Genomic DNA, 1362 nt, shown 5'->3' on the forward strand with positions numbered 1-1362 from the left:
CCCTCTATCGGCCTACACCAGCGCGATAACGAACGTCTGCTAAATACACTTAACTACCTAAGAGATTTAGGTAATACCGTGATCGTCGTAGAACATGACGAGGATGCCATACGTGCCGCTGACCATGTACTCGACATCGGCCCCGGTGCCGGAGTTCACGGTGGCCACATCGTCGCCCAGGGCACCGCCGATGAAATCGCAGCGACCGAGGAGTCGCTCACCGGGCAGTATCTCAGTGGCAAACAATGCATCGAGGTACCGCTTCAGCGCACCGCCATGGGCCCGGAACGCAAGCTCGTCATTGATGGCGCCAGCGGCAACAACCTCAAGCAGGTCTCGCTGGAAATTCCTGTCGGCCTGCTGACCTGCGTCACCGGTGTCTCCGGTTCGGGCAAGTCGACCCTGATCAATGACACCCTCTACCCGCTTGCAGCAACCGAACTCAACAATGCCACCACCCTGACTGCCGCTGCCCATGAAAAGATCGACGGGTTGCAACATTTCGACAAGGTAGTGGATATTGACCAGAGCCCGATCGGCCGCACACCACGATCGAACCCTGCGACCTACACCGGGATATTTACGCCGGTGCGTGAACTCTTTGCAGGTACGCCCGAATCTCGTGCGCGCGGTTACACACCGGGGCGCTTCTCCTTTAACGTCAAGGGCGGGCGTTGCGAGGCATGCGCAGGTGATGGCGTCATCAAGGTGGAGATGCATTTCCTGCCCGACATGTACGTGCAGTGCGACACCTGCAAGGGCAAACGCTACAACCGCGAGACCCTGGATATCCGCTACAAGGGCAAGACCATCGATGAAGTGCTTGCCATGACCATTGAGGAAGGACTGCTGTTTTTCGATGCAGTGCCCGCCATCAAGCGCAAACTGCAGACGCTGATGGATGTCGGCCTTTCGTATATCCAGCTGGGTCAGAACGCCACCACCCTGTCGGGCGGCGAGGCGCAGCGCGTCAAGCTCTCAAGGGAGCTCTCCAAACGCGACACCGGCAACACGCTCTACATCCTCGACGAGCCGACAACAGGGCTGCATTTTCATGACGTCAAGCACCTGCTTGCTGTGCTGCACAGGCTGCGCGACCACGGCAATACAGTAGTCGTCATCGAGCACAATCTCGATGTCATCAAGACCGCAGACTGGATTGTTGATCTCGGCCCTGAGGGCGGCAACCAGGGCGGTGAGATTGTCGCTGCCGGTACGCCGGAACAGCTTGCGCAGATGGCGGACAAGTCACATACCGGCCATTTTATCGCCAGGATTCTTAAATGAATTCACCAGACAAGGCGCCTGTGAAAATCGAAAAACACATCCAGGTCGAGAGCAGCGAGGCAGATGTAGTCTCAC

General features: G+C 57.6%; 1 protein-coding gene. It reads left to right on the top strand.

All coding sequences use genetic code 11. The features are described from left to right. Nucleotides 1-1287: excinuclease ABC subunit UvrA (uvrA, locus tag BOW51_RS10820; RefSeq protein WP_135568287.1), on the top strand; the 1287-nt coding region annotated here is incomplete at its 5' end. Nucleotides 1288-1362 lie beyond the last annotated feature (75 nt).

The sequence above is a fragment of the Solemya elarraichensis gill symbiont genome, assembly GCF_002021095.1.
Lineage (GTDB): Bacteria > Pseudomonadota > Gammaproteobacteria > Chromatiales > Chromatiaceae.